The organism is Streptomyces guryensis (assembly GCF_021261325.1).
In the GTDB taxonomy this organism is placed as follows: domain Bacteria; phylum Actinomycetota; class Actinomycetes; order Streptomycetales; family Streptomycetaceae; genus Streptomyces; species Streptomyces guryensis.
Map to the genome: position 1 here is coordinate 254,231 of NZ_JAJSBI010000002.1, position 24,365 is coordinate 278,595.

Annotated in this window: 17 protein-coding genes; 5 read left to right on the forward strand and 12 right to left on the reverse strand. The window is 71.9% G+C overall.

What is annotated here, in order from left to right:
- The first annotated feature begins 13 nt into the window (after window positions 1-13).
- Complete coding sequence (msrB, locus tag LJ657_RS05100; protein ID WP_232647008.1) at window positions 14-421, forward strand: peptide-methionine (R)-S-oxide reductase MsrB; 408 nt, start codon at window positions 14-16, stop codon at window positions 419-421.
- 5 nt (window positions 422-426) lie between these two features.
- On the opposite strand, the gene LJ657_RS05105 is transcribed toward msrB, so the two are convergent.
- From LJ657_RS05105 to LJ657_RS05120, 4 genes are all read right to left on the reverse strand, one after another.
- Entirely contained in the window at window positions 427-966 is a 540-nt protein-coding gene (locus LJ657_RS05105; protein ID WP_232647009.1) for a hypothetical protein, read from the reverse strand.
- Between the two features lie 100 nt (window positions 967-1,066).
- Window positions 1,067-2,275, reverse strand: coding sequence for a hypothetical protein (locus LJ657_RS05110; RefSeq protein WP_372487819.1), 1,209 nt, complete (start codon window positions 2,273-2,275; stop codon window positions 1,067-1,069).
- A gap of 153 nt (window positions 2,276-2,428) precedes the next feature.
- Window positions 2,429-2,944: an HAD family hydrolase gene (locus LJ657_RS05115; protein ID WP_232647010.1), complete on the reverse strand. Its 516-nt coding sequence runs from the start codon at window positions 2,942-2,944 to the stop codon at window positions 2,429-2,431.
- 195 nt (window positions 2,945-3,139) lie between these two features.
- Window positions 3,140-4,150, reverse strand: a complete 1,011-nt coding sequence (locus LJ657_RS05120; RefSeq protein WP_232647011.1) for a lysylphosphatidylglycerol synthase transmembrane domain-containing protein — start codon at window positions 4,148-4,150, stop codon at window positions 3,140-3,142.
- Between the two features lie 144 nt (window positions 4,151-4,294).
- Between LJ657_RS05120 and nagZ the strand changes: the two genes are divergently transcribed.
- Window positions 4,295-5,785: a beta-N-acetylhexosaminidase gene (gene nagZ / locus LJ657_RS05125; RefSeq protein ID WP_232647012.1), complete on the forward strand. Its 1,491-nt coding sequence runs from the start codon at window positions 4,295-4,297 to the stop codon at window positions 5,783-5,785.
- Window positions 5,786-5,882: 97 nt separating this feature from the next.
- Here the strand turns inward: nagZ and LJ657_RS05130 are convergent, their stop codons facing one another.
- Window positions 5,883-7,172: a glycoside hydrolase 5 family protein gene (locus LJ657_RS05130; protein WP_232647013.1), complete on the reverse strand. Its 1,290-nt coding sequence runs from the start codon at window positions 7,170-7,172 to the stop codon at window positions 5,883-5,885.
- 8 nt (window positions 7,173-7,180) lie between these two features.
- Here LJ657_RS05130 and LJ657_RS05135 point away from each other — a divergent pair, with 8 nt between their 5' ends.
- Entirely contained in the window at window positions 7,181-8,446 is a 1,266-nt protein-coding gene (locus LJ657_RS05135; protein ID WP_232647014.1) for an N-acetylglucosamine kinase, read from the forward strand.
- Between the two features lie 25 nt (window positions 8,447-8,471).
- A complete protein-coding gene (locus LJ657_RS05140; protein ID WP_232647015.1) occupies window positions 8,472-10,769 on the forward strand; it encodes a glycoside hydrolase family 3 N-terminal domain-containing protein in 2,298 nt (765 codons plus the stop codon).
- On the opposite strand, the gene LJ657_RS05145 is transcribed toward LJ657_RS05140, so the two are convergent.
- The 6 genes from LJ657_RS05145 to LJ657_RS05170 form a co-directional block, all read right to left on the reverse strand.
- Entirely contained in the window at window positions 10,733-11,611 is an 879-nt protein-coding gene (locus LJ657_RS05145) for a carbohydrate ABC transporter permease (RefSeq protein ID WP_232647016.1), read from the reverse strand. The two genes, LJ657_RS05140 and LJ657_RS05145, sit on opposite strands and share 37 nt — an antisense overlap.
- Entirely contained in the window at window positions 11,608-12,627 is a 1,020-nt protein-coding gene (locus LJ657_RS05150) for a carbohydrate ABC transporter permease (RefSeq protein ID WP_372487805.1), read from the reverse strand. Before LJ657_RS05150 ends, LJ657_RS05145 begins: the two co-directional genes overlap by 4 nt.
- Before the next feature lie 2 nt (window positions 12,628-12,629).
- Window positions 12,630-14,003 (reverse strand): extracellular solute-binding protein, encoded by a 1,374-nt coding sequence (locus LJ657_RS05155; protein WP_232647017.1) that lies wholly within the window; start codon window positions 14,001-14,003, stop codon window positions 12,630-12,632.
- 129 nt (window positions 14,004-14,132) lie between these two features.
- A complete protein-coding gene (locus LJ657_RS05160; protein ID WP_232647018.1) occupies window positions 14,133-14,840 on the reverse strand; it encodes a peptidyl-prolyl cis-trans isomerase in 708 nt (235 codons plus the stop codon).
- Window positions 14,837-19,060 carry a glycoside hydrolase family 38 N-terminal domain-containing protein gene (locus LJ657_RS05165; RefSeq protein WP_232647019.1) on the reverse strand — a complete coding sequence of 1,408 codons (4,224 nt, stop codon included), beginning with the start codon at window positions 19,058-19,060 and terminating at the stop codon, window positions 14,837-14,839. The genes LJ657_RS05160 and LJ657_RS05165 overlap by 4 nt, the downstream gene beginning before the upstream one ends.
- Before the next feature lie 111 nt (window positions 19,061-19,171).
- A complete protein-coding gene (locus LJ657_RS05170) occupies window positions 19,172-20,056 on the reverse strand; it encodes a MurR/RpiR family transcriptional regulator (protein ID WP_232647020.1) in 885 nt (294 codons plus the stop codon).
- Between the two features lie 171 nt (window positions 20,057-20,227).
- Between LJ657_RS05170 and LJ657_RS05175 the strand changes: the two genes are divergently transcribed.
- Window positions 20,228-20,992: a sugar isomerase domain-containing protein gene (locus LJ657_RS05175; RefSeq protein WP_232647021.1), complete on the forward strand. Its 765-nt coding sequence runs from the start codon at window positions 20,228-20,230 to the stop codon at window positions 20,990-20,992.
- Between the two features lie 63 nt (window positions 20,993-21,055).
- Here the strand turns inward: LJ657_RS05175 and LJ657_RS05180 are convergent, their stop codons facing one another.
- Window positions 21,056-24,145, reverse strand: coding sequence for a beta-N-acetylglucosaminidase domain-containing protein (locus tag LJ657_RS05180; protein WP_232647022.1), 3,090 nt, complete (start codon window positions 24,143-24,145; stop codon window positions 21,056-21,058).
- Window positions 24,146-24,365: the final 220 nt, after the last annotated feature.

The following is a 24,365-nucleotide window of genomic DNA, read 5'->3' on the forward strand; positions in this document are numbered from 1 at the left end:
GGGGCTGAGCTTCATGTCGTACGACGTCGAAAAGCCGGACGAGCAGTGGCGTGCGGAGCTGACCCCGGCCGAGTACGCCGTGCTGCGCCAGGCCGCGACCGAGCCCGCCTTCACGGGTGAGTACACCGGCACCAAGACGACGGGCGTGTACTCGTGCCGCGCCTGCGGCGCCGAACTGTTCACCTCCACCACGAAGTTCGAGTCGCACTGCGGCTGGCCGTCCTTCTACGACCCGAAGGACACCGACGCGGTCGAGCTGATCGAGGACCGCACGCACGGCATGGTGCGGACCGAGGTGCGGTGCGCGCGGTGCGGATCGCACCTCGGGCACGTGTTCGAGGGTGAGGGGTATCCGACGCCCACGGACCAGCGGTACTGCATCAACTCGATCTCCCTTCGCCTGACCCCTGACGAGGGCTGACCGTCCTAGTCCGCGGTCTTGGTGTACGTGTAGGGGGCGGCGACCGCGCCACTGTGGTGATCGGCCGCGCGCAGGGCGGCCGTGAGGCGTTCGCGTGGTTTCATGCCGAGGCCGGCGGTGGCGTGGAGGGCGCCGAGGGCGTACTCGTCGCCGCAGCCGACCGCGGCGTACCCGTCGGCCGACTCGCTGACCTGGTAGTCGCCGTGGATGGCGAAGAGCCGGCCCTGGACGCCCACGAGGAAGCTGCCGGCCTGTTCCTGCTCGGAGTCCTTGCGCGCCCAGCCACCGTCCTTGAGGCAGGTGCGGACCGCGTTGACGAAGGTCGTGGCCATGAAGCGGTAGAGGGCACCTTCCGGGTGCGGGGCCTCAAGTGCGTAGTGCAGCAACTGCCCCATGCGGAAGGACGTGGTGTACCCGAGGACGTAGGGCCCGTTGGTGAACACCTTCGGGTCGCGGCAGATGGTGAGCCGATATCCGTCACTGCCTGCGGAGTCTGCGGCCAGATGTACTCGCTTGCGATTGACCAGGCCGACGATGACCGTCAAGTCAGCACCCCCGTCACGGTGTTGAGGCGTCGCTGTCCGCCTTCGGGGAGTTCTGCCCGCCCGCGGCGCGGAGTCACCGCTTCCGTTCAGCGGTACCGCGTCAACGGCTCTGTGGTGCGTCCGACTCCGCACGACGGCTTTGCGGGAGCACGGGGTTCGGCTGCCCCTGTGTCCTGCGGCCGTGGCGTCTGCTGCGGGGCGGGCGCTGGGGCCAGCAGAGGACGTAGGCGGCGGAACCGGCCGCGAAGGCCAGGCGGATGAGGCCCTGGACGGAGTCCGAGGGGACGAGCAGGGCGCTGCCGTACAGGGAGATGAGGGCGAGCCAGCTGACCCAGGGGACCAGACGGCGCTGGCCGATCGAGTCCCAGATCAGGGTGCCGAGGAGGACCGAGGCGTTGTAGTACGTGTACACGCTCGGGTCCAGGACGATACGGGCGTCGGCGGCGAGCAGCACGACCGCCGGCCAGCGGTGCCGGCGGACCGCCAGGGCGCCCAGGGCGATACCGAGGGCCATCTGGGCCGGCCGGTCCCACCAGGGGGTGGCGGCGTCGTGCACACCGAACCAGCGCAGGGCCGAGGCGGCCTGGTTCGGGATCGTGAAGCGGGCGGCGGCCAGGGTGTCCAGATGCGTGAGGTAGAAGGGCAGCCAGGCGACGGCCACCAGGCCGACCGTCCAGCCGGCGGAGCGCAGCCGGGCGGGGCGTGGCAGGGCCAGCAGCAGGGGCAGGAAGCCGACCGCCCAGGGTTTGGAGTCCACCGCCAGGGCCAGGAAGACGCCCACGGCCGTCGCGTTGCCGCGCACCAGCGCCCGTACGGCGAGGGTGGTGAAGAACAGGGCCAGGACGTCGTCCAGGTGCGCGAAACGCACCGAGACCTCCACCCACATCGGGATGAAGGCCGCCCCGGCGATCAGCACGCGCTGCTGGAGGCGTTTGTGGTTGAGTCCCGTGCCCCGGTAGTGGTCGGCGGCGGCACGGCCGACCAGCACCAGCATGTACAGACCCAGGCCGGACATGAACGCGTCGGCGAGTTTCTCGCCGAGCTCGGCGGAGAAGGGGGCGAACAGCCCCGCGACCAGGAAGCTGACCGGGCCGATCTGCAGGTCGGGGTGGTTGGCGTAGAGGGCGAGGCCGCCACCGGGGATCTGCTGGAAGAGCAACTGCTGGCCCTGTACGAGATAGTGCCAGGACACGGCTCCGTGGCGTTCGGCCACGAAGAACCAGGCGACCGTCCACAGGGCCAGCAGTGCGTTGTGCCAGCGCACCGGGTAGCGGCCGATGCGGCCGACCCGCGCCCCGTCCCCGGGCACGGCTGCCACCGTCCTCCGCTTCCGCAACTTCCGTCCTCCCCCTCTGCCCGCGCCCGGCGTCGGGGCAGCCGAGGTCGCGGGTACCACCCCGTCATCCTTGTAGAGGGGGGCTCGGCGCTGTGGGTTCCCTGTCCGGGGCCGCGGGACGGGCCGCTACACGAGGGACACGAGGGCGGTACGGACGTCGATGACGGTGGGGTTGCCGACTGAGGAGAGCAGCCCGAGGCCGTCGGTGCGGGTGCCGTAGCCGAAGCAGTCCAGGGGCCCCGCGCCGTGCTCGGCCGCGGCGCGGACGACGGCCCGGGTCTTGGCCGCCGCCGTCATCGGGTGGCGCACCTCGCCGGTCAGGCATCCCTCGGTGTCCACGAGGGGTTCGGTGCACAGGACGAGGTCGGCGCCCAGATCCTTGCGCAGCGGGGCCAGGCAGGGCGCGAACGCCTCGGAGACCAGGGCGGTGAGGTGTCCGGCGTCCTGGTGGGCGCGGAGCGCGGCGAGGGCCCGGGCGATGAACGGCGGGCCCGTGCGGCGGCCCAGCCGGACCTGCTCGTACCAGTGGCGCCCCTGTTCCGCCAGCTCGGCCGACGGGGCTCCCGCGTAGAGGCGGTAGTAGGTCCGCAGCAGGTCGGGAGGGTCGATGCCGAGTCCGGCCATGGCGCCCAACTGGTCCATTTCGTAGGCGTACCGCGTCTCGCCGAGGCGGTAGCGGAGGAAGTCGTACCGGGCGGGCGGGTGGTGAGCAGGGTCTCGTCCACGTCGAAGAACGCGATCACGGGGGAGGGGCGACGGGTCCGCTGTCACCCCGCCCGTTCGACCAGCCGGACAGGCGCACGCAACAGCCAGAACGGCCGAAGTCCGACGGTGTCCTCACAGCGCCTTTCGCTGTACCAGCGCCGACAGCACCAGCGCCCCCGGCAGCAGGGGCAGCCAGACCGTCAGGACGCGGTAGCCGATGACGGCCGCCGCCGACAGGTCCATCGGTGCTCCGAGCGTGACCATGGCGAACACGACCGCCGCGTCCACCGGCCCGATGCCTCCCGGGGCGGGCACGGCCCCGACCGCCGTACTCGCGGCCAGGAACGCGAACGTGACCTGCACCCAGGACAGCGACACGCCGACCGCCACCCCTACCGCGAAGATCACGCTCGCCTGGAGCAGTGGGGCGGCGACCGCCCCGCCCCACAGGGCGAGGATCCGCGCGGGCCGGGTGTGCAGCAGCCGTACGTCGGTGAGGGCGCAGCGCAGGGCGTCGAGGAGGGGGCGGCGCAGCGGCCGTACGGTCGTCACGAGCAGGGCCGTGCCGGTGAGGGCGAGGGTCGCGACTCCGGCGACCACGAGCGACGTCCGCTCGTCGGGCAGGAGGTCGCCGATCGGCAGCAGGCCGGGGAAGGCCGCCAGGAAGGCGAGCAGCACCAGCGTCTTCGCGATCGGCCTGACCGCCGAGTACAGGGCGAGCGAGGCGGTGGCCCGGGCCAGGGGGATGCCGCGGCCCTGCAGGAAGCGCAGGGTGACGGCGTGGGCGCCGAAGCCGGCCGGCAGTACGTGGTTCGCGGCGCCGGCGGCGAACTGCGAGGCGACCAGCAGCCCCACCGGAAGCCGCTCCGGCAGCGCGCCCTGCCGGATGCAGGCGGCGGCCGGCCATCCCAGGCAGGTGAAGAGCAGCGCGACCAGCAGCCACCAGGGGTCGGCGGCACCCAGCCGGGCGGTGCCGTCGTACACGGTCCGCCAGTCGAGCACCGCCCAGACACCGATCAGAAGCAGGGGGAGCAGGACCAGGGCGCCGCGGAGCAGGCGCGGGGCGCCGAAACGGATCGGGGACGGGAGGGGGACGGCGGCGGGGAGCCGCCCGGGGGCGTCGTCGAGCGGGAGCAGGGACACGGCGGAACCGTTCCCGCCGGGCGTGACGCCGTGGTGTCCGGGAGCCGACAGGGTGCGGACGAGCGGGCGACGGCTACCCGGTCGATGAATCGTTCATCCAGTGAAGTGTTGACTTCCGGATGAATAAACCAGCACCATCCATGAGTGACCTCCGAGCAGCTGTACGCGGGCCCGGCCCTGTCCTCCCTCTCCACCGACCTGGACGAGGCGGTCCACCGCTGTCTCGTCGCGGGCTTCGAGGGCACGACGGCCTTCCCCGACACCCTCAAACGGCTCATCGACCGCGGGCTGGGCGGCGTCATCCTGTTCACCCGGAACGTGCGCGACGCGGAGCAGGTCCGTGAGCTCACCGACGCGCTGCGGGCCATCCGGCCCGATCTGCTGGTGGCCATCGACAACGAGGGCGGCGGCATCGGCCACCTGGTCGCCGCGGGCGCCCCCGAGGTACCCGGCTCCTACGCCCTCGGCGTCGCCGACGACCCGAACCTGACCGCCCGCTGCGCCGACGCCCTCGCCGGCCATCTGGCCACCCTCGGCATCACCGCCTCGTACGCCCCCGTCGCCGACCTCCAGCGGCGGGCGGACAACCCGATCGTGCGGACCCGCTCCTTCGGCGCCGACCCCGAGCTCGCCGCCCGCCATCTGCACGCCTGGATCACCGCCACCGAGGCCCGTGGCATCGCCTCGTGCGCCAAGCACTTCCCCGGCCACGGCGGCACCGAGACCGACAGCCACCACGACCTCGCGGTCGACCCACGGCCGGCCGGCGAGCTCCGGGCCGACCTGGAACCGTTCCGCGCGGCCGTCGCAGCGGGCGTGCCCATGCTGATGAGCGCGCACGTCGTCTACCCGGCGCTGGACGCCAACCGTCCCGCCACCCTCAGCCGCCGCATCCTGGGCGACCTGCTCCGCCACGAGATCGGGTTCGACGGCGTCCTGGTCAGCGACGCCCTGGAGATGAAGGCCATCGCCGACCGCTACGGCGAGGCGGCCGGCGCGCGCATAGCCCTCGCCGCGGGCGCGGACCAGGTCATCGTCGGCGTACCCGACCTGGAGGTCACGCTGGCCTGCCGGGACGAGGTGCTCGACGCGGTGGACTCCGGCCGGCTGTCCGAGGAACGGGTGTGGGAGGCGGCCGGGCGGGTGCGGCGGCTCGCCGAGCGGTACGCGACCCCCGTCGGGGCGGTGGCCGCCTGGGACGCCGGGGCCGGTCTGGAGGCGGCGCGACGCGCCGTACGCAGCCGGGCCTTGCCGCCCGCCGTGCGCGGCGCCCACGTCGTCGACCTCTTCCCGCCCCCGCACCCCGCCCTCAACTGGGGCGGCGAGGACCTCCTGGCCGAGCTGCGGCCCCTCGACCCCGCGGCGAGCGGTACGGCGGTGAGCGGTGAGCCCTGTGATCAGGACGCCCTGGTCGACGGCATCCTGCGGCTGTCCGCGGGCTCGCCGCTGGTTGTCGCCACGTGTGACGCGGGGATCCATCCCTGGCAGGGGGACTTCCGGGACGCCCTGCTGGCCCGGCGTCCGGATGCCTTGCGTGTGGACACCGGGCTGCCGGAGGGCGGCGACCTGTGCTCGTTCGGACGGGGGCGGGTCAATCTGCGGGCGGTGGCGGAGGTGCTGGGCGCTCCGCTGTGAGCGCCGGGATGATGGGTCGTCGGTTGTCCGCGGCGCCGTTGTGGCTGGTCGCGCCCACGCGGCGGTAGCCGAGGATCCAGCACAGCCCCGCGCCCCTTCAGGGCGCGACTCGTACGGTCTGCTTGATGCCCCGCGACGCCAAGTACCCCGTGTCGTCCGCCCGTTCCGCCAGCAGCACCGCCACGCGTTCGCCCTCCCTGCGCAGGTGCATCCAAGCATCGAAGTACGTGCCCCCCGGACCGGAGACGGAACGGGTGCCGGGCGTGCAGTCCAGCACCAGGGCGGTGGCGCGCTGTTCGGGGGAGACGGGCTTCGCGCGCAGTTCGGTGATCGCGTCCGCGAGGGCGGTGGCGATCGGCTTGGGGCGGCCCGTGGAGTCGAACAGGCCCAGGGTGTACTCCAGCTCCGGATAGTCGGCCAGTGAGCGGTCCACGTCGTGGGAGCACCACCATGTCACGCCCCAAAGCCCTTGGCAGTCGGCCGCGTTGAGGACCGTGGCGCGGGCGAAGCCCGGGGCGTCGGCCGCCGGGATGTGCGGTTCGGGAGCGCCCGTCTCCTGGACCCAGACGGGGCGGGACGGATCGTCGGCGTAGGCCTTCGCGAGTTCCGTGCCGTACTCGGCGAGGTGCTGCACCTCGAAGGAGCCGGGACCGTAGCGGCGGGCGCAGTCGGCGGAGAAGACCCATGGGTGGACGGTCGTCAGATCGCCCTTGCGGGCCGAGGCCTCGGGTGTGAACGGGTGGTCGTCGCCGTACCAGGCGGCGTCGTAGGCGGAGTGCGTGGCCAGCTGGCCGGGGCGCAGGCCCTCGCGGGCGGCGGCCAGCAGCGTGTCGAGGTAGTGGTCGACCTCGGCAGCCGTCACGGGGTTGTGCTCGACCAGGTTGTTGAGCTCGTTGCCGAGCTGGAGTCCGATCAGGTTCGGGCGGTCGGCGAGGGCGTGGGCCAGCGTGCGCAGCAGGGCCGCCTGCGCCTCGACGGCTTCCGGGTCGGTGAAGACGTTGCGGTGGTGCCAGCTGCGGGTCCACTCCGGGTAGAAGTCGAAGCTGGACAGATGGCCCTGCACGCCGTCCACCATGACGTCGAGGCCGGCCTCGGCCGCCAGGTCCACGAGCTGTGCCAGCTGGTCGACGGCGGCGGTGCGGATCAGGGTGCGGTTGGGCTGGAGCAGCGGCCAGAGGTGGAAGACCCGGATGTGGTCGAGGCCCAGCCCGGCGATCTGGGCCAGGTCCTCGCGGGCGTGCCGCGGGTCGAAGTCGTGCCAGGCGTGGAACCAGCCGCGGCGGGGCGTGTAGTTGACGCCGAAGCGGAGCATAGGGATGGGATCCTCCTCGGGTCGCCGACCCCTCGGGGTCGGGGGCTTGTCCTCGCTGAATGTATCAACCACCATGGTCGATGATGAATAACGATTTCAACCAAGAGTCCGGTGGCGCTCGGGACTCCGGTGAACCGGAACTGGTGGTCGGCCTCGACGCCGGCGGCACCCGCACCCGCGCGGTCCTGGCCGCCGCGTCGGACGGCCGCGTGCTCGGCGAGGGCGCCGCCGGTCCGGGCAACGCCCTCACCGTGCCGCCGCCGCGGCTCACCGACCACCTCGCCGAGGCCCTCGCCCAGGCGGTGCCGGAGTCCGCGCGGGGCCGGGTCGTGGCGGTGGCCGGCGGTTTCGCTGGCGCCACCGGAGCGACGGAGGACGACCCCGGCCGCCTCAACGCGCTCACCGCCCTGACCGCTGCCCTCCGCCGCCTCGGCATCACCACCGGCTCGATCGGCATCAGCAGCGACATCGAGGCGGCCTTCGCCTCCGCCCCCGGCACCCCGGCCGACGGCCTCGCCCTGGTCGCCGGCACGGGCGCGGTCGCGATGCGCATCACCGGCCGCCGCTGCACGGCCACCGTCGACGGCGACGGCTGGCTCCTCGGCGACGACGGCAGCGGTTTCTGGATCGGCCGGGAGGCGGTCAGAGCCGCCCTGCGCATGGCGGACGGGCGGGGTGGGGCGACCGTGCTGGCCTGGGCGGTGGGGCGGACTCTGGGGCTGCCGCGGGAGGTGCTGCCGGGGGGAAGGGCGCCGGGGGCGCCCCTCGGCGGGCCCGCCCCGGCGGCACCCCATGGTGGCCCCGGCGTGAATGCCGGCCGTTCCGGCCCGCCCGGCGCCGGCTCGGGTGGACGGCACGAGCACCCGGGCGGCACGCCGCGTAGGGCCCCCGCAGTGCCGGAGGGCGGCTCCGATGCGCTGGGAGAGGCCTCCGGTGGACGCCACGCTGACCCTGGGCGCACGCCGCGTACCCCCGCAGTGCCGGAGGGCGGCTCCGCCGTCTGGTCACTCGCCGACCGCGAGGCATACCGCATGCACCTGCTCCCCGTCGTCATGGCCGAACCCCCGACCCGGCTGGCCCGGCTCGCCCCACTGGTCGCCGAGGCGGCCCGGGAGAAGGACCCGGTGGCCGAGGCCATCCTCCACGAAGCCGCCGGTCAACTGACCGGCACCGTAAAGGCCTTGGCGCCGCAGCCGGGTGAGCGCGTGGTCGCGACCGGCGGCCTCCTGGGCCCCGGCGGCCCTCTCACCGCCCCTCTCACCACCCGCCTCCAGGACCTCGGTCTCACCCTCGACTGGGTGGCCGACGGCTGTGCAGGCTCCGTAGCCCTCGCCCGCCTCCTCGTCTGACTGCCCACGCGAAAGGAACGGCCGCATGCCGACTCCGGAACCAGCGGCCGACCGCGCCGAACGCACCCACCGGGACCGCCCCCTCTACCGCGACCCCACCGCCCCCCTCGACGCCCGCGTCCGTGACCTCCTCGCCCGTATGACCCTCCGCGAGAAGGCCGGGCAGCTCAACCAGCGCATGTACGGCTGGGACGCCTACCGCCGGACCGACGACGGTGGCTACGAACTCACCGACGCCCTGTACGCCGAGACCGACCGATTCGAGGGGCTCGGCGCTCTCTACGGGCTGATGCGTGCCGACGCCTGGTCCGGTGTCGACCACGGCAGTGGGCCCGGCGCCCAGGACAGCGCGGCCCTCGCGGAGCTGGTGCAGCGGCACGTTCTCCAGCGCAGCCGGCTCGGTGTCCCCGCGCTGTTCGTGGAGGAGGTGCCGCACGGCCACATGGCCCTGGACGGCACCGTCCTCCCCGTCAACCTGGCCGTCGGCGCCACCTGGGACCCCGCGCTGTACCAGCGCGCCGCCGCGCACGCCGCCGCCGAACTCCGCGCCCGTGGCGGCCACCTGGCCCTGGTCTCGGCGCTCGACATCGTCCGCGACCCCCGCTGGGGCCGCACCGAGGAGTGCTTCGGCGAGGACCCGTACCTCGCCGCCCGTCTGACGGAGGCGCTCGTGCGCGGCATGCAGGGGGAGCCCGCCGAGTTCTTCGCCGCCGACCGGGCCCCCGTCGTCCTCAAGCACTTCGCCGGGCAGGGCGCCACCGTCGGTGGCCGCAACTCCGCCGAGTCGGAGCTCGGCCGGCGGGAGCTGGACGAGATCCACCTCCTCGCCGCCCGCGCGGGCGTCCGCGCCGGGGCCGCCGCCGTCATGGCCGCGTACAACGAGGTCGACGGGATGCCCTGCTCCGGCAACCGCGCGCTGCTCACCGGGCTCCTGCGCGAGAGCTGGGGGTTCGACGGGCTGGTCATGGCCGACGGGCTGGCCGTGGACCGGCTGGCCCGCATCACCGGCGACAAGGTCTCCGCGGGCGCCCTCGCCCTCCACTGCGGTGTCGACCTGAGCCTGTGGGACGAGGGCTTCACGCATCTGGAGGAGGCCGTGGAGAAGGGGCTCGTCGACGAGTCCGTCCTCGACGCCGCCGTCGCCCGCGTCCTGCGCCTGAAGTTCCGTCTCGGCCTCTTCGAACGCCCCTACGGAGGGCCCGGGTTGCCCTCCGCCGAGCAAGGCCGCGCCCTCAGCACCGCCCTCGCCCGGGCCTCGGTCACGCTCCTCCACAACAACGGCGGCGCCCTCCCGATCCCGGCGAGCGTCTCCCGTATCGCCGTCCTGGGGCCCCAGTCCGCCACCTCCGCCCATCAGTCGGGCGACTACACGGCCCCGCAGCGCACCGGCAGCAGTGTCCTCGACGGGCTCCGCGAGCTCGCCCCGCCCGGCACGGACATCCGGCACGCCCGCGGCTGCGCGCTCACCGGCGGGGACCTCTCCGGCATCCCCGAGGCGGTCGCCGCGGCCGCCGCCTCCGACGTCGCCGTGCTGGTGCTGGGCGGCAGCAGCGCCCGCAGCCCCGAGACGGACTTCGCCGCCAACGGGGCCGCGCTCACTGCCGTTTCGGAGATGACCTGCGGCGAAGGCGTCGACCTCGCCGGACTACGGCTGGGCAGCGCCCAGTACGTCCTCCTGGACGCCGTGGTGGCGACGGGCACGCCGACCGCCGTCGTCCTGGTCCAGGGCCGCCCGCACGTCGTGCCCGAGACCGCGGCCGCCCTGCTCACCGCCTGGTATCCGGGCCCGTGGGGCGGCGACGCCATCGCCGAGGTACTGCTGGGACACGCGGAACCCGTCGGCCGGCTCCCCGTCTCGCTGCCCCGCTCGGCGGCCCAGCTCCCCGTCCACTACAACCACAAGGACACCGAGTACGGCGGCTACGTCGACGAGAGCGCCGAGCCGCTGCACTCCTTCGGGCACGGGCTGTCGTACACGAGCTTCGCGTACGGCCCGCCGCGCACCGACGGGCAGAGCGTCACGGTCGATGTCACCAACACCGGTCCGCGGCAGGGCCGTACGGTCGTGCAGGTCTATCTGCGGCGCCTGATCACGCCCACCTGGCCGCGCACCCTCGAACTGTTCGCGTTCGAGGGTGTCGACCTGGTACCCGGCGAGTGCCGTTCGGTCACCTTGCCGCTCGACAGGGACCGACTCGCCGGGACCAGGTCCGTGGAGATCCGGGTCGCCGAGTCCGCGCGGGCCGCGCTCAGCGCCGTACCCGCAGTGCTGGACCTGCCGGGCCGTCAGAGCTTGACCGCCCCCGCGGAGACGCCCTTGTAGAACCAGCGCTGGGTGATCACGAACAGCACCAGCACCGGGATCACGGAGATCACCGAACCGGCCATGACCACCCGCTGGTCGTAGCCGAACGACGAGCTCTGCAGCCGGGAGAGCCCCAGCGTCAGCGTCATGTGGTTCTCCGAGCGGAGCACGATCAGCGGCCAGAGGAAGTCGTCCCAGGCGCTGATGAAGGTGTTGATGGTGACCACCATGATCGCGCCCCACGCGGACGGCAGGTACAGGTACCGGAACCGCTGCCACTCGTTCGCGCCGTCGAGCATCGCCGAGTCCTCGATCTCCCGGGGTACGGCGAGGAACGCGCCGCGCATCAGCAGGACGTTGATGGCGCCGACGAACCCGGGCAGCCACACGCCCGCCAGGTTGTCGATCAGACCCAGGTCGCGGATGCTCAGGAACAGCGACACCATGATCGACTCGAAGGGGAACATCATGGAGGCGACCAGCACCACCCAGACCGCCTTGCGGCCCTTCCAGCCGGGCTTGGAGAGCATGTAGCCGGCCGTCGTGGAGAAGACGAGCTGGCTGACGATCGACAGGACCACCACGATCAGGCTGTTGCGGATGTACGTCGCCACCGGCACCTGGGAGAAGACCTCACGGTAGGCCCGCAGGGTGGGGTGGTGCGGCAGCAGGGACGCGTCCGCGCCGAAGACGTCCTCGCCGACGCCCTTGAGCGACGCGAGGAACTGCCAGAGCAGCGGGCCGACCGTGATGCCCAGTACGAAGAGCAACAGCAGGTAGCGGACGACCAGTTCGCGGGGGCGGCCGTACTCCCGCCAGCGCGGCATCAGCCGCCGGGGCTTGTCGACGGCGGTCGTCATGCCTCGTCCTCCTTCGTCAGCCGCTGCGCCAGCAGGGTCAGGCCGAGGGTGAGTACGAACAGGGCGACGCTGACCGCGGAGCCGTAGCCGGCGTTGCCGGTGATCGGGTCCAGACCGACGTCGCGGATGTAGAAGGGCAGGGTGCGGTCGGCGCCGCCCGGCCCGCCGGTGGAGCTGCCCAGCATGAAGATCTCCGTGAACACCCTGAGACAGCCGATGCCGGTGAGGGTTCCGACCAGCATCATCGCCTGGCGCACGCCCGGCACGGTGATGTGCCAGAAGCGGCGGACCGCGCCGGCGCCGTCCATCTGCGCCGCCTCGTGCAGCTCCTGCGGCACGTTCCCGAGCGCGGCCAGGTAGAAGACCATGTACCAGCCGAGGCCCTTCCACAGCGTCAGACCCATCGCCGACAGCAGGATCAGCCAGGAGTCGGACAGGAACGGGATGGCCGACCTGATCAAGTGGGCTTTCTCCAGCCAGGTGTTGACCAGCCCGTCGTCCGCCAGCAGCCACTGCCAGCTCAGGCCCACGACCACGCTGGAGGCGAGCACCGGCGTGTAGAAGGCCGAGCGGAAGAAGCCGATGCCGGGCAGGTTCCTCTCCACCAGCACGGCCAGCATCAGCGGCAGCAGCACCATCAGCGGGACGACGATGACGGCGTACAGGATGCTGTTGCGGGTGGCCAGCCAGAAGTCCGAGTCGTCCAGCATCCGGGTGTAGTTGTCCAGCCCGACGAAGCTCGCGGCGCCGCCCAGCGGCTTGGCGTTCGTGAACGACAGGATGACGGTGTTGAGGAACGGGAACACCCCGAACACCACCGCGCACACGATCGCGGGCGCGGTCCACAGCCAGGGCAGCCACCAACGGCGGTACAGCGCCGCTCCGTTGGCGCCGGGAGCCGGGCCGGGCAGCACGGCCCGGACGATGCGGCGGATACGGGACGGGGCCGTGCCCGGTACGGAGGCGGTGCGCTCCGTACCAGGCACGAACACCGGCTCAGCGGTCTCGGTCGCCACGCTCAGCCCGCCTGCTTCAGCAGGTCGTTCGCCTTGGCCTGGGCGTCCTTGACGGCCTGCGCGGGGCTCTTCTTGCCCTGCATGGCCAGCTGCACCTGCCCCACGATCGCGTTCTGCACGGCCGGGGAGAGGTTCGTCTGGTTGGTGTCGGCCGTCTTGAGCTGGTCGGCGACGAGCTTGCGGGCCTGCGAGAACGGGTCGCTGCCGGTGACCTTCTGGAAGAACGGGTCGTTCAGCGAGTCCGTGGTGGTCGGGAAGATCACCACGTCCGGGTCCTTGCACCAGGCCGTCTGGTTCTCGGCGTCGGTGAGGAACTCGGCGAAGGCGAGCGCCACGGGTGCGTGCTTGCTGGTCGCGGCGACCGATATGTACTGCGGGGCGCCGGCGGAGGCGCGGCCCAGCGCGTCGTAGGGCTGCTGGCCCACGGCCGTCTTGTCGTAGACCGAGGGGCTGTTCTGCTTCACGAAGCGCACGAAACTCGGGTTCGTCGAGCCGTAGGCGACCTTGCCCTGGCTGTACAGCGTGGACGGGTCGTTGCTGGAGGACAGCGAGTCCTTCGGCATGGCGCCCTCCTTGTACAGCTTCGCCATCCAGGCCACCCACTGGGTAGTCCTCGGATCATTGGCGAAGACGGCGGACCTGCCGTCGGCGGAGAGCGTCTTGATGTTCATCTGGTCGAAGTCCGACGGGATCCGCCAGACCGGGTTGGCCATCGTCGCGTAGAACGTGCCCTTGCCCGCCTTGGCGATCTTCTCGTAGTCCGCGAACAGCCCGAACAGGGTCGTCGGCGGCTTCGCCGGGTCGACCCCGGCCTTCTCCAGCAGGTCCTTGTTGTACGTCAGCAGGACGCCGCCGGTGTACCAGGGAAGCGTGGTGTGGACCGCCGAGCCGGAGGCGTCCTTGAACGTCGCGGACTTCCAGAACGACGGCACGAACGGCTTGGCGACCTCCGGGTCCTTCACGCTCAGGTTCAGCAGGTAGCCGGCCTTGGTGAGGGCGGTCGCGGTCGGGGCGTTGACGTTGATGACGTCCGGCATCGTGCAGGCCTGGGCGTCGGCGACGGTCCGCTGGGTGAAGGTGTTGTCGCCCGGGTCGTCGATCCACTTGACCTTGGCGCCGGGGTGGGCCTTCTCGAAGGAGGCGATCACCCCGTTGAAGAAGGCCCCGAAGTCTTTCTTCAGGTTCGTGGTCTGGAAGGTGATCTGTCCCTTGACGTCGCCCGTCAGCTTTCCGGAGCCGACGTTGCCCTTGTCCACCTTGCAGCCCCCGGCGGTGCCGTCCCCGCCGCCGGAGCCGCCGGACAGGCCGCAGCCGGCCGCCGTCAGCGTCAGGGCGATGATTCCCGCCACGGATGCGGTGAGTCTTCCAGCGCGCATGTCCACCCTCCTGGGACCAGCCGATGGCTGGTTCAATCAACCAACTTCGACTCCGATTGATGAAAAGGTGGACCAGAATTCATCGGAGGTCAATGGTTTGCCGTGTTGCGTTTCGGTTCCGCCCGTGACTCAGTGGCGGTGCTCGTGGTCCGGGTGCGAGGGGTCGCCGGGATGCTCGTGCCCGGCGGCGTACGCCACGTCGGCCCGCGCCCGGTCGAACCAGGCGAAGAAGGCACGCCGGCCCGCAGCGCGCCGCAGTTCGCCCGCGACACCCTGTCGGACCTGCGCGAACGGCAGGAAGTCCGTGGGCGCCGCCTGCCCGAACGGGTCGACTCCGCGCCGGAGCGCGTCCGGGGTGAGGAAGCGGTCCCGGTTGCGCTCGTAGTAGTCCCGTACGGCTTCCTCGGGCACGTCCTGCTCGGTCTCCAATTCGGCGAGGAGGGCGCGGGCGGCGGGGGAGTGGGCGAGGGCCGCGGCGACGATGCTGCCGAGGTCTGCGACGTCTTTTTCGGGTACGGCCAGCAGCCGGGCCGGCGATACCTCCGCGGGCGGTGCGAGGCCGCGGTCCGTGCAGGCCCTTCGGGCCAGCTCGTCCGCGACCACGACCTGCGTCGCCCAGCGCCTGCGTTGGCGCTCCGCGCGGGCCGGGGCGGACAGTGCCTCGTCATGTCGGTGGCCGTCTGCTGTGTCGTTGTGGCTGGTCGCGCCCTGCGGCGCAGCCGCTGATGAGTACAGCCCCGCGCCCCTGACGGGGCGCTCCGGCACCGTCCGGAGAAAGGCGTTCACGCGCTCCTTCGGGACTGGTTCGCCGTGTACGACCGCAGCGTGGTCCGTCATGGCGTTACCTCCAGCTCGACGGCCTTCGTGTAGGCCACCCGGCCGTGCCAGGCGGTCTTTGCCAGCAGCCAGTACGAGCCTGGCGGTACCGCGCTGCCGTCCACCTCGATGCCGTGGGCCAGTTGCTGCCCGGCCGCGACCGTGAAGCCCTGGCAGCCGGGGGTGACGCCCGGCCAGGTGCCCCACGAGGAGACTGCCCACAGGGTGCCGTTGAGGGGGCCTTGGGTGGTGTTGCGCAGTGTCACCGGGATGCGGACGCGCTCGCCGGTCCTGACGGTGATCCGTTCAACTCCCAGTTCTGTCAGCAGAGTTGGCCCAGCCGGCTCGCCCGGCACGTCGACGGCCACCACGTCCTCGTACGTCTGCCCCTCGTACGACAGGCGTGCGGCCAGCCAGTGTCGGCCGGGCGACGCGTCGGGCGGGGGCGTCACCGTGACCTCGGTGAGGGTGAAGCCGCCGGGGCCCAGGGCGTACGGCAGTGCGGGCGGCTCGGCGGACCAGCCGGGCGGTGCCTCGACGGTCACCGTGCCCGAGACGGGCGCGTCGGTGAGTTCCGAGGAGACGCGGACCGTCGCGTTGAAGGGGCCGCCGGAGGCGGTGAGCGTCGTCGGGGAGATGTACACCGCGACCGGCATGTTGCCGCGGGGCGCGGGGCCGGAGTTGTGGAGCCAGTAGCGGGTGTGGACCGGCTGGGCGGGCTCGTGGGCGGCGACGCCGGGGTCGTACGGGCGCCGGGGGCCCTCCAAGGGCGCGGCCAGGAGCGTGGCGACCTCGAACCCGGTCAGCCCGATTCCGAGGACGCCTTGTTCGTCCGGCGCCAGCTTCTCTCCGGGCGTTTCGAGTACGTCGGTGCGGGCGCCCCGTGTCCACGCCCGTGGCCCGTGCACGCGGGCCCGTACCGGACGCCCGTTGACCTCGTGCATCCGCACGACGACCGCGCGCTCCGGATCCGCCGGCGCCACGCTTCCACGGGCGAGCGGCGAACCGGCCGGCTTGAGGGCGTCGAGCAGGACCTCGCCCTCCGGTTCGAGACGCAGCAGGCTCAACTCCCGGGGCAGGGAGGCCGCGTCCGAACCCTCCCGCAGCCGCGCGCTCAGTGGGTGGTTGAACTCATGGCCGGCGCGGGGCAGTCGCTGCTCGCGCCAGTCGCCCTCGCCGCCGACCACCGCGTACTCGAAGGTGTGGGACCAGCGTTGGAGCTGGAACCCCGAGCCGTCGGGAGCGGTGCGGCGGGGCGGGTCGACCCAGACTCCGGACGGCCAGCCCGTGCAGGAGCGCATCAGCGACATGTAGAGGTCCCCGGAGGAGGTGACGACACAGCCCGGGGTGCCGCGGTTGAGGACGGCGAAGCCGCGTCCGTCCCAGGCGTCGCCCGGTGGGAGGGCCTCGCCGCCACCCGCCGCCGTGGCCGTGACGGTCGCGTCGTCCAGGTCGGCGATCAGCGCGTCGACCGCCTTCGCGTCACCTTCGGCGTCGGTGCCCGCCACCACCAGCAGCGGCAGCCGTTCGAGGTCGCGCAGGTCGGCCCCGGGCACCCACTCCTCGCGCAACGAGGCGCGCGGCGCGACCCAGACGGCCGCCACGCCGCCCTCGGCCAGCTGTCGCTGCAGTTCGCGCCCGGCGGCCGGGTCCCAGCCCAGCGCCTCGGCGACGAGGGAGTTGCGGTCCGGGCCGCCGACGGCGATCCGGATGTCGGGCAGGTTGGAGTCGACCTCCAGGTCGCCGTAGCGCGGGCCGTCGGCGATCGTGGAGGTCGCCGTGACCCCGGCGCGCACCAGGGCGGCCGCGAGCGGTGTGCCCAGCTCACCGGCCTCGTCCCAGGAGGCGTACACCAGCTCGGCGACCCCGATCGACCGCCGGCCGAGCAACGTGCCGGTGTCGTCCCGCAGTTCGACCCGTGCCGTCGACCCGAGCCCGAACCAGGTGTTGGCCGGGTTGTCCAGGGTCCACGGGAACTGCTCGCTGTCCACGTCCACGAACCCGAACCCGCGACCGATCACCGCGTCCGCCACCTCGTGCACCGGCAGTCCGCCCTGCACGTCGGAGGGCCAGCGGACGCGGATCAGCCGGTCGGCGCCGTCGTGGCCGTCGATGGTCGTCGTCACGTCGACGCGCGGAACGCCTGTCCACAGCGTCAGACGCTGTGTGTAGCGGAACAGCCCGAGGTCGGCGCGGACGGTGATCCGTGCACCGGCGGGGGAGTGCTCGACCTCGGTCTCCGCCACCACGTCACGGCTGCGGGCGGCGGTGGTCCCGGTCGGCGTGAGGTGCCAGGGGCCCTCGCCGAAACGCGGGTGCCTCGGGTACTCCTCCTGCACGACGAGCTCGTTGCCGATGTCCCCGGTGCGCAGCAGCTCCCGGCCGCCCTCGGCGAGCGCGCGCAGGCTGCGGACGCCGCCGCCGCGCGCCGGGTCGACCGTGACCTCGTAGAACTCGTTGCGGATGGTGGTGCCCTCGCCGGGCGCCCACCCGGGGACGGAGCCCTCGGTGAGGGGCAGGGCCTTGAACCCCATGCCGGGCAACTCCGGTACGACGACATGCAGTTGACCGTTCTCGCGGACGGCGGGGAGGCCGACGGGGACGAGTCCCGGGTCGTCGACCGTCAGGACGTCCCGCCGTTGCCAGGTCGCGGAGTTGAAGACGACGAGGTCGGCGCCGTCGCCCGGGGTGACCCGGTCGGCCAGTGCCCGTGTGGCATCGGCGTGCACGGTCTCGGCCAGGTCGGCCAGCTCGCGCCAGCCGGTCATCAGGTCGATGTAGACCTGGTCGGACTCGGAGCCCGTGATGGCGTCGTGGTGGGCGCCGTAGATCAGCTGCCGCCAGGCCTTGTCGAGCGCCGCGTCCGGGTACGGGTGCCCGGTGACCAGCGAGGCGAGCGTCGCCCAGGCCTCCGCGTCGACGAGCAGCGTCTCGCCGTACCGCTGGGCCTGCTTGGTGTCGATGTAGGAGACGTCCTTGCCGGTGTAGACCGGGTTCATGTCCCGTGTCTGCGGGGACGCCTTGCGGCCCTCCGCGTCGAGCTGCGCGCGCACGGCGGCGAAGAAGTCGCGCGGTGTGCCGCTGATGAAGCGCGGCCAGACGTAACGGGCGTTCCAGTCCCGGTGGATGTCCATCACCCAGCGGCACGGCGGCGCGTAGTCGCCGCCGACCGGGAGCAGGACGTTGCGGGTGAGGGCGACCGACCTCAGGCCCCGGAACAGCTTGAGGGCGGCCGCCTCCGCCGCCGGCAGGGTGGACGCGTTGTCGATCGCCCAGCCGGCGCCGTAGTGGTTGACCATGTAGGCCGTCAGCAGCCCGCGCCCCGACGGGGCGATCCAGCTGAACTCGGCCGGGAACTGCATCCGCCCGGGATCGCGCGGCTCCTCGCCGAAGACGGAGAGAGTCGGCCCCCACTGGTGGAACGGGCCGCGCGCCCACGAGCTGGAGCTGATCCCCGCGTCCGCCATCAGCCCCGGGAACTGCGGATCGTGCCCGAACGCGTCCAGCTGCCAGGCGGTTTCCGGCGACGAGCCCATGATCCCGCGCTGGAACCCGTCTCCGTACAGAGCGTTGCGTACGGTGGCCTCGGCGCCGGTCAGGTTGGTGTTGGGCTCGTTGTAGGTGCCGCCCATGATCTCGACGCGGCCGGTGCGGATCAGCTCGCGCAGGAAGGCCCGCTCCTCCGGGAAGGCGTCCCAGTACGGCTTGAGGTAGTCGACCTCTGCGAGCACGAAGGTGTATGCGGAGTCCCGGCGGGCCAGGTCGCAGTGCGCGCGGACCAGGCTCATCCCGGACTGGCCGCGCGAGTCGAAGGTCCGGGCCGGCAGACCGGTGGTGGCCGGGTCGTCGGCGACGTCCCAGGTCTCGGTGTAGGCGGCCTGGGTGTTCCACCACACGGGGTCGTAGTGGAAGTGGCTGACCATGAACATGGTCCAGCCGGGCTCGGCGGCCGTGAAGGGGACGGTGCGCTGCGTGGTGTGCGCGGGGTCCTCGGCATCCTCGGCGGTGACGGTGACATGGGTGCCGTCGCCGGGGGCCAGGTCGGTCGTCACGGGTATCTCGGCGTGGACCGTGCCGTCGTCGCCCGAGGCCGCGACCGCCGTGCCTGACACGCCCGGGCCGTCGACGGCGATGCGGACCGTGCGGCCCGGAGTGTGGCTCAGCTCGACGGCCATCACCTGGTGCGGATGCTCGGTCGTCCCGACGAAGAGCTCGGTCGACTCGGCAGAGGTGACGCGCATGGGTCTCCTACGAGGATGCTCGGGGGAGCCCCATCCTGGCATCGCCGGGATGATTCAAACAACCACCTTGACGCATTCTCGGTGGTTCATCCATGCAACCGAGGCCGGATCTCACCTCGTCCGGCGTGACTTCACCGCGTGCTGCGGGGCGATGTGGTCGGTGAGGGCGAGGGAGGCGCTGGCGCGCTGGTAGGAGAGCTGGCCGACCCGGACGTAGAGGCAGTCGACGATCATCAGGACCGAGTGGCGGCCGCCGATGCTGCCGGTGCGGAAGCTGGTCTCCGAGGTGGCCGAGATGAGCCGGATGTCTGCGGCCCTGGCGAGCGGCGAACGCGGGTCGGTGGTGACGGCGACGGTGGTGGCGCCGCGCTCCTTGGCCATCTCGAACGGTTCGAGGGTCTCGCGGGTGGCACCGGAGTGGGAGATGCCGATGGCCACGTCGGCCGGGGTGAGCAGGGCCGCGGAGGTGGCCGCCCCGTGCACCTCGGTCCAGCCGCGGACCGCGCAGCCGATGCGGAACAGCCGGGTCTCGGTCTCCTGGGCCACCGTGCCGCTGCCGCCGACGCCGTACACATCGATCCGCCGGGCCTTGGCCAGCGCCTGGGCCGCGCGCTCGACCGCGTCGAGGTCGATCCGGTCGATGGTCTGCTGGATCGCGCGCAGGTCGGCGCTGCCGACGACCTGGACGACCCGCTCCAGGCTGTCGTCCGGCGAGATGTCCGGCCCGATCTCGGCGGAGCCCCAGTCGGAGACCTCGCCGCGGCCGCGCTCCTGGGCCAGCTCGATCAGCAGATGCTGGTAGGAGTCGAGCCCGATGGCCCGGCAGAAGCGGGTCACCGTCGCCTGCGAGGTGCCGGTGCGGCGGCCCAGTTCGGCGGCCGAGCAGTGGGTTACGGCGGCCGGATCCTCCAGGACCAGCTCGCCGACCTTGCGAAGGGATCCGGCCAGCCGGGGGAGCTCGGTGCGGATCAGTGTGGTGACGTCCGTCGAGGGCATGAGGAGAAGGTATCAGCCACCCGTCGGGGTGCGGATTGAATACCAGTACCAGAGAAGTGAGGCTTGTTCGCACGTTGTGTCGTCGCATTGCTCGCTGCATGACCCATGTGATTTATTGATTCACCTGTGGAGTCGGATGGGGTGGTTCAATCCACCAGTGGGGAGTGTCGTGTGTCCGTCGAGTCTGTGAGCGCCGAGGGCTTCGCACGGGAGAGCCTGGCCGTCCTGGCGAACATCACCGAGTCCGCACGCGAAGAGGTGGCGGGGGCCGCCGGGCTGATTGCCGACTGCGTCCGTTCGGACGGCGTGATCCAGGCCTTCGGCACCGGCCACTCCCAGGCCATCGTCCTCGAACTCGCCGGCCGGGCGGGTGGCTTGGTGCCGACGAACCGGCTGAGCATCGCCGACCTCGTTCTTCACGGCGGTGACGATCCGAGCGTCCTCGACGACCCGCTCCTGGAGCGCAGCGAGGGGGTGGCCGAGCGGCTCTACCGCCTCGCCGGGGCGAGCCCCCAGGACCTCTTTGTGATCATCTCCAACTCCGGTGTCAACAATGTGATCGTCGAGATGGCGCTGCACGCGAAGGAGCGGGGGCACCGGGTCCTCGCCGTCACCTCCCTCACCCATACGCGGGCCGTCCCCGCCGGGCATCCGAGCGGGAAGAAGCTCGCCGATCTGGCCGATGTCGTGCTCGACAACCGGGCGCCGCGGGGGGATGCGTTGTTGGAGCTTCCCGGGGGTGGGGCTGTTTGTGCGCTGTCCACCCTCACCGGGGTGATGTTGGTCCAGATGGCCGTCGCCGAGGCTTCGAAGCTGCTGCTCGATTCCGGTGAGCGGCCGCCTGTCTATGTCTCGGCCAACGTGCCCGGTGGGTTCGAGGGGAACCTGGAGTTGGAGAAGCGGTACGCCGGGAGGATTCGGCGTACCGCGAGTTGACTCCGTTGGGCGGTGATTTGTCTGCGGTCCGGTGGGGGCTGGTCGCGCAGTTCCCCGCGCCCCTTAGGGAGCTAGTGCTACCGCCAGGGGATATGCGCCGGTGGGGAGGGGTGGCCCTGCTGTTCCGGAGGTTGTGTCGATCGGTATCAGGGCGTTTCCGTCGGCTGTTGTGACGTAGGCCTTGGTGCCGTTCCAGTTCAGGGCGACGTCGAAGGCCGACTTGCCGACTGCGATCTGCTTGCCGGGGGTGCCGGTCACCGTGTCGACGGGGGTCACGGAGTCGCCGTTGCTGGGGCTGACCCAGAGTGTGCGGCCGTCCGGGGAGAGGGCGAGGCCGTAGGCCTGGCCCGTGACCAGGAGGGTCGGTTCGGTGTCGTTCGTCGTGGTGTCGATCGGAGTGATCGTGGAGCCGCCGGAGTCGGACACATACACCGTCCTCCCGTCGGGCGCGGCGACCACGTTGAAGGGGCTCGGGCCGACCGGTACGGCGGTGTCGGCCTTGCCTGTGGTGAGATCGACGGGCGAGACCGTGTTGTCGTGGATGTCGGCGACGTACAGGGTCCTGCCGTCGGGTGTGATCGCCATGTTCTCCGGCCCGGAACCGACCGGGACGGGCGTGCCCGCCGTCAGCGTGGTCGTGTCCACGGGCTGGACCGTGCCGTCCGTGTAGTTGGCGACCCAGAGCGTACGGCCGCCAGGGGTGAGGGCGAGGCCGGCCGGGACCCGGCCCACGGGGACCGTGGCGGTGACCTTGCCGGCGGTCACGTCGATCACGCTGACCGTGTTCGAGCCTTGATCGGCGGCGTAGGCGGTGCGCCCGTCGGCGCTCACGACCACCTCACCGGGGTTGGCGCCCACGGCGATGTCGGTGCTCTTCCCCGAGGAGAGGTCGATCGAACTCACCGAAGCACCACTGAAGTTGGCGGTCAGCGCCCTGGACGTGGCCGTCCCGTCGGTGACCCGGACCGGGAGTGCCCGGGTGAGGATTCCGGTGCCGGACACCACGAGCGAGCGGACCCCTTGTGCCGTCCCGGCGGTGACCTTGACGGTCGCCGAGGCACTGCCCCCGGCCGGGACGGTGGCACTGCCCTCGGACGGTGAGACGGTGACGCCGTCGGGTACGGCGAGCTTCCAGGTGACCGTGCGGGAGGCGGTGGAGCGCTTGTCTGTGAGGTCGAGCGTGACCGTCCCGGTCGCGCCCGGCTCCAGGCTCAGCGAACCCGGGACGAAGGCCGCGTCGACGCCCGGGTCGGGGGCCGTCTCCAGCATCGTCGTGTAGAGGAACTGGTCCATCACACCCGGCGAAACCTGCTGCGGGATCGCGTCGAGTTCCTTGCGCTCGGCCCTGAGCCGGTTCCAGTACGTGGTGACGGCGTCCGAGTCGCCCTTCTTGTCGGCCAGCAGCAGGGCCACGGCGGTCCGGCCCGCCGCGCCGTAGCGGCCGAGCTTGTCCAGCCAGGCCGAAGTCTCGTCCAGGAAGGCGGAGTTGGGGAGGTGGGCGCGCAGCTCGGCGGGCGTGGCTGCCATGTCCGTGAAGTACGCCGTCAGCGCGGCGGCGGCCCGGTCGAGGCCGCTGTCGTGGTCGTAGGCCGTGCGGAACGCGGCGATGAGCCCGGTGAGGGTGGGCGACTCGGTCGCGTCCAGCTGGGAGGAGTAGTTGTTCTCGGCGAAGACGCGCAGCCAATCCGCCGCCGAGGGCCCGGCGAGGTCGCGGACGGAGGCGAGGAAGGCCGCGTGGGAGTCGTAGGCGTCCGGGTTCCAGAGGTACGCGGCGGAGGTGAACAGGGCTATCCGGCCGGCCTCGCCCTGGATCATCGGGTTGGCGGTCACACCGGCCGCCTCGCTCGCGACTCCGGGTTCGCGGCCGGTGTAGGGGCCGAGGAGGAGACGGCTGGTGACGTAGTCGTTCACCGGATAGTTGTCCCAGACCAGGATCGGGTGACCGTACACCGTGCGGGCCTGCTTCAGCTGCTCGGTGGTGATGGTCGGCGCGATCACGCCGACACCGGTCCACTCGACGACGACGGACGGGTCCAGCTTGTCGCGCAGTGCCTTCTTGTACGGGGAGTCGGCGAGGTCGGAGTACTCGGTGGGGACCATCTCCAGGGGCCGGAGGCCGGTGTGGTGGGCGGAGAAGTCCTGCCAGACCCGGTTGAGGAGGTGGGCTTGAGCGGTCCCCGCCGCTCCTCCGCCCGTGCCGAACTCCTTCTCGTCGGCGTCGCAGTTCCACTTGGTGTAGCTGATGTCGTCCAGCGGGATCGCGAAGGACCGCACGCCGATGTCGTACAGCGAGGCGAACTTGCGGGTGAGGGCCGCGATGTCGGACGCCGAGGAGTAGCAGACCGACAGGCCGGGGGAGAGGGCGTAGGTGAAGCGGACGTGGTTGGCGTCGGCACGGTCGACCAGTTCCCTGAGCCGGGCCAGCTCGGCGGCCGGGTACTCGTCGCGCCACCGGGCGCGCAGGTAGGCGTCGTCCTTGGGGGAGTAGACGTAGGCGTTCTGTTTCGTACGGCCGTAGAAGTCGAGCTGGGTGAGGCGCTCGGTCTGTGTCCAGGGGGTGCCGTAGAAGCCCTCGACGACTCCGCGGAGGGCGGCGGTGGGCCAGTCGCGGACGGTGACCGGTGGCAACCCGCCCTTCTTCGTGACCAGTTGGCGCAGGGTCTGGGCCGCGTAGAACGTGCCCGTGGTGTCGACGCCGGAGAGGGCGAGAAGGGCGCGGCCGTCCGCGCGGCCCGATGTGAGGGCGTAACCGCCGGAGGGAAGGCCGGTGGGGGACTTGGTGTGCAGGTGCTTGAGAACGCCTGCTGTGGCCGGGTTTTCGGTGGGGCCGCCGAGATAGACGGTGAGACCGGCCTTCGGAGGCCTGCCGTCGGACCGAACGGTGGTGATGTGCGTGGCGCCGGCGCCGCGGAGGACGGACTCGACGAGATGCCGGGCGGAGGGGTCGGTGCCGGGGCCGACGACCTCGACCACCCTTGCCGGGACGGTGAGTTGGCCCGAGGCCGTCCTCTGGATCTGCTGGGGCGTCGGCCATACCTGGGGTGGTCGTGCGGTCGGGGCGGCCGTCGCCGTGGCCGCCGTGGGGGCGGTGAGGGCGGCGGTCAGCAGGAGCGCGGCGGCGGTGAAACGCCATGGACGTCTGGCTGGGAACATGGATTCTCCTGAGCCAAGGGTGAATGCATCCACCGCGTGATGCTAGAGATGCTGAATGCATCATTCAATGGGGCGCCCGGTCTCCGCTGCGGTTGCCCTGCGGTCGTCGGAGTGCGGACACCGCCGTGGCGTCCGGGCGTCCGCCGTCCCATAAGTGCTTGATGTTGTGGTGTGGGTCACAGCGGAGCTAGGGTGAAAGCGCTTGGAGAACCACGCCCGG